This is a genomic window from Neobacillus drentensis (assembly GCF_036966985.1).
GTDB classification, from domain to species: domain Bacteria; phylum Bacillota; class Bacilli; order Bacillales; family Cytobacillaceae; genus Neobacillus; species Neobacillus drentensis_E.
Genome location: NZ_JBALSN010000228.1, coordinates 1 through 4480, shown reverse-complemented (window position 1 = coordinate 4480; position 4480 = coordinate 1). Strand labels below are relative to the sequence as shown.

Below are 4480 nucleotides of genomic sequence, written 5' to 3'. Positions count from 1 at the left end.
CTCCCGCAGGAGTCTTCGTGCCTGGAACGAAGGTCAACAGAGTGCCAAAATCAACAATATTCTTTAACACAGCCAATAATAAAATTAATACCATTTTAGCTTATCATACAAATCATTTTTGGTGGAGGTATAGTCTAGGGAGATTTGAAGAGTGAAACGGGTATTAGTTAGACGATTAGTTACCGTTTAAGCATTTTTTTATTCTTCTCGGGAATCATAGACCCGCTATGGTTCCCGTTGAACCAATTTTTCATCCTTTGTGGGCATCATAAACCCTCTATGGTTACCGTTGAACTGATTTTTCTTCTTCCGCGGTTACCAAAGAACCTTATGGTTACCTTTGGACCGATTTTTCTCCCTTCGCGGGAAACATAGCCATCTAGTGGTCCCATTCAACTAATATCCCAACAAAAAAATACCACAGTATCAAATACTGTGGCAGAGAATCTTTAATCCTCACCCAACCCTGAGAATCCAATCGATGCTGAGGAAAGAGCTTGATCCCATTCTTGTTTTTGTTGTTTTTGCTGCAGTGATTTTAAGTCTGCACAAAGTTTTTTCACATCAACTTGTTGTTCGTAATGCCATTCAAGGGCAATCGATGTATACAACTCATTGAGCTGCGCATAAGAGAAATCCTTCGTTGAATCAACAACTTGCTGGATCTCTTCCTCAGAAAGAATTTGAGCAATATTCTTATTTAATAGATACTGATAACGGAGGTCTTTGGTTGGTACGTGAATCTCATACGCTCGGTCAAACCGCCCAGAGCGGTTCATGAGTGCAGGATCAATTTTTTCAGGATAATTCGTTGTCCCAATGATGAAAATTCCTTCCTTTGAAGTGGCGCCGTCTAAGATGTTCAAGAAGACAGAACGGACACTCGCAGGCATGGAATCAATATCCTCAATCACAAGTACCAATGGCGTTAACTTCAATACCGACGTAAATACTTCTTTAATCGTATAACTCGATGTAAATTCAGTAATCTGCCAATAAGCAACCGGTGCATTAATGCTGCTAGCGATTGATTTCACGAGAGTGGTCTTTCCATTCCCTGGCTTCCCGTAGAGAAGGATTCCACGTTTGTACGGAATGTCATAAGTTTTGAAAAACTGGCCGCTTTCCGAGAAAAATTCATCAATCGAGCGGTAAATTTCACGCTTTAACGTATCCTCTAAAAATACATCCTCTCTTCTAACCAAGGTTGTAATACTATCAATCTCTGTTTCAACACCATCTTCCGTATCCGTAAAAACAGTGACATAGTTTTTAATATAATCTCTTTTTCTTTTAAGCACATACTTCAAAAAGGCTACTAAGCAAGCATCATTTTGGGCAAAAATAAAATCATGCGTCATTTCCCCATCACTTTGGTAAATAACTAATCTTGCCAGTGCGACCTGATAATTTGGATAATAAAAGAGACCATTGATAATCCGTGGTTTAATAATCAATTCCATCGCCTTATCGGTATGGTTGGATGAGATGGTCTTGGTCTCCCCTTCTTTATAAATATGGCAAATTAATTGTACTTCCGGCGATTCCTCTTTTAGATCTTCCTCAAGAATGTCCCAAATTTCATTGGAGGTATCTTCATCTGAATACATCTGAAAATCGATGCCCACATCATGAATGAGTTTCTCTTGAATGGTAGAAACGATTTTGCCGTAGTCGAAATAATAAGGCAGTGATTCCCGGTCGATTTTATTTGTGTCAAACAAAACATTATTTTTCATCTAGTTCTCCTTTGGATTATTATTCATTGAGCCTTCCCATCAAAATCGTATTATAGTAATTCCCATCGGATAGGATCTTGTCATTTTTTAAGATCCCTTCCACTTCAAAACCGAGCTTTTCATAAAGTTTCATGGCTTTATCATTCGTCTCAAGAACTGCTAACGATATTTTCTTAATTCCATTTGAGTCCGCCCATTGAATAGATTTTTGTAATAAGCTTTTCCCAATTGCATATCCCCAGAATTCTTTTAAAACACAGACGACAAATTCTACTTTATGAGCAAATCTTTTCAATTTGGTCCCTTCACATCTTGAAAAACCTACAATTCTATCATTGACCTCAACAACCAAAAAAATATTACTATTACTCTCGGTATCTTCTTTAATAATCTGTTTGAAACCCGATTCATCTATAAAGGCTTCGCCCTTTTCCCTATCTAAATTCTCTGTTTCACCATCGATCTGCAATCTAACTTCTGACAAGTTCTTTGCATCCGTCTCTTGTGCAGACCTAATGATATAACGTAAATTATTCACAAAATATTCAGTCGGTTCCACTCTCATACCCATGCCCCCCTTTTAATAGGACCAAATTCTCATGATTGGAGGGTCCTTCTCTCGTATGTTATAGCACATACATTTAGTAAAAGAAATGGTTGACTTTCCATATAATCAAAGATTCATGGACTCAGGATTACAAATAGAACATAACCCCACTTTTAACTGTATATAATGCAATGAGCCATTTTTTGGAAAATGTAAAGGAGGTTGCCCCCATCACATGAATTTCCCATTAACGGAGCAACAAATGCTGACCATCATTAGAAATGGTCTTAAGAAATCTCATAATCCTAAACATATTATTATTATTGGTGCAGGCATGGCTGGACTCGTCTCCGCCTCTTTATTAAAGGATGCTGGTCATAATGTCACCATTTTGGAAGCAAATGATAGAGTTGGCGGACGTGTATATACAATAAGAACGCCTTTTAGCGAGAACTTATATTTCAATGCCGGACCGATGCGAATTCCCGAAAAACATCAATTAACCTTTGAATATATTAAAAAGTTTAAGTTGACTACCAATCTATTTATCAACCGAACCCCAAATGACTTCATCTACGCAAATGGCATTAAAACGCGGCTTCTATTGTTTGAAAAGGATCCAAGTATTTTAAAATACCCTGTTGAACCAAATGAGAAAGGGAAATCGTCGGAAGAACTTTTGTTTTCTGTAATTCAACCAATCATCGATTTTATAAAACAAGATCCTAAAAAGAATTGGCCTCTTATAGAAAAGCAATATAGAAATCTTTCGTTAGGTTCTTTCTTAAACTATTATTTTTCCGTCGGTGCAAATGATATGATTGGTGTGCTTATTGACTTGGAAGCGTATATGGGGATGACCTTTGTAGAGATATTACGAGAACTCATCATCTTAAACGGAACGAAGAAATTTTATGAAATAACGGGTGGCATGGATCGATTGCCTAAAGCCTTTCAACCACAATTATACGAAAACATTTTATTCAACCAAAAAATGATGAAAATATCTCAATATCAAAACAGTGTAACCATTCATTGCAAGCACCAGAAAACCGATCAGAGCTTCAGCATGACTGGTGACCTAGCCATTGTGACTATTCCTTTTTCAACGCTCCGGTTTGTGCAAGTCGAACCTTATGAATCTTTCTCCTATTTTAAAAGGACAGCGATTCGTGAACTCAATTATATGGCCTCCTCTAAGATTGCCATCGAGTTTAAAAGTAGGTTTTGGGAGAAAGCAGGACAATTAGGTGGTAAATCGATAACCGATCTGCCCATCCGCTTTTCCTATTACCCAAGCTATGGTATTGGTACAAAAGGACCTGCGGTTGTTATTGCGAGTTATACGTGGGCAGATGAGGCCTTAACGTTGGAGAGTCTATCTGAAAGAGAGATGATCCAATTTGCATTAATGAACTTGGCAGAAATTTTTGGGTATCAGGTTTATTCAGAATTCGTAACGGGAGCTGCTTTTAGCTGGAGTAAAAACCCTTATTCTTGCGGAGGTTTTACCTCTTTTGAACCGGGTCAGGATGCGGAGTTATATCCTTATATCTCTACACCTGAGGGAAAGGTACACTTTGCTGGTGAACATACCGGACTTACCCACGGTTGGATCCAAGGGGCAATAGAATCAGGAATCCGTGTGGCAAATGAAGTGAATGACATACCTTAGTGATCTAAAAAATAGGCTGCTTGTAGCAGCCTTTACTATTTAACATTTAGGCTTTATAAATTTGACTTACAGAAAAATTATTTTTTTATATAAAGAAGCATAGCAAGTTGCCCTAATTTACCCTAGCTGGCGTTTAAATGCTTTACTTGCGAAGAAATAAGCGATGACCATGATGCCGACGCACCAGGCAAGCGCGATCCAGATATCGTTGCCAACAGACCCTTCATACAAGAGGGCACGAATGGCATTTACGATTGAAGTCACGGGTTGGTTCTCAGCGAATGTACGGACAATTTTAGGCATGGTTTCGGTGGGGACAAAGGCCGAGCTGATAAACGGCAGGAAAATCAGCGGGTACGAATAGGCTGTCGCCCCTTCCATAGACCCCGCTCTTAATCCGGGAATGACTGCCAGCCATGTCAGCGCCAGCGTAAACAGCCCGAGTATTCCAGCTACCGCGAGCCAATCCAGGATATCAGCGCTGGAACGGAAGCCCATCAAGAGCGCGAGGAGGATAAC

The 4480-nt window shown here is 39.2% G+C and carries 4 protein-coding genes; 1 reads left to right on the top strand and 3 read right to left on the bottom strand.

All coding sequences use genetic code 11. The features are described from left to right. Positions 1 to 449: 449 nt before the first annotated feature. The gene (locus V7659_RS15525) at positions 450 to 1739 is read right to left on the bottom strand and encodes an AAA family ATPase (protein WP_335540758.1); all 1290 of its coding nucleotides are present in this window, start codon (positions 1737 to 1739) and stop codon (positions 450 to 452) included. Between the two features lie 19 nt (positions 1740 to 1758). After that, positions 1759 to 2304 (bottom strand): GNAT family N-acetyltransferase, encoded by a 546-nt coding sequence (locus V7659_RS15520; RefSeq protein ID WP_335452523.1) that lies wholly within the window; start codon positions 2302 to 2304, stop codon positions 1759 to 1761. Positions 2305 to 2521: 217 nt separating this feature from the next. Between V7659_RS15520 and V7659_RS15515 the strand changes: the two genes are divergently transcribed. After that, on the top strand, positions 2522 to 3961 hold the full coding sequence (locus V7659_RS15515; protein ID WP_335540757.1) for a flavin monoamine oxidase family protein: 1440 nt from the start codon (positions 2522 to 2524) through the stop codon (positions 3959 to 3961). Between the two features lie 117 nt (positions 3962 to 4078). Here the strand turns inward: V7659_RS15515 and V7659_RS15510 are convergent. Further along, positions 4079 to 4480: ABC transporter permease (locus tag V7659_RS15510; protein ID WP_335540756.1), on the bottom strand; the 402-nt coding region annotated here is incomplete at its 5' end.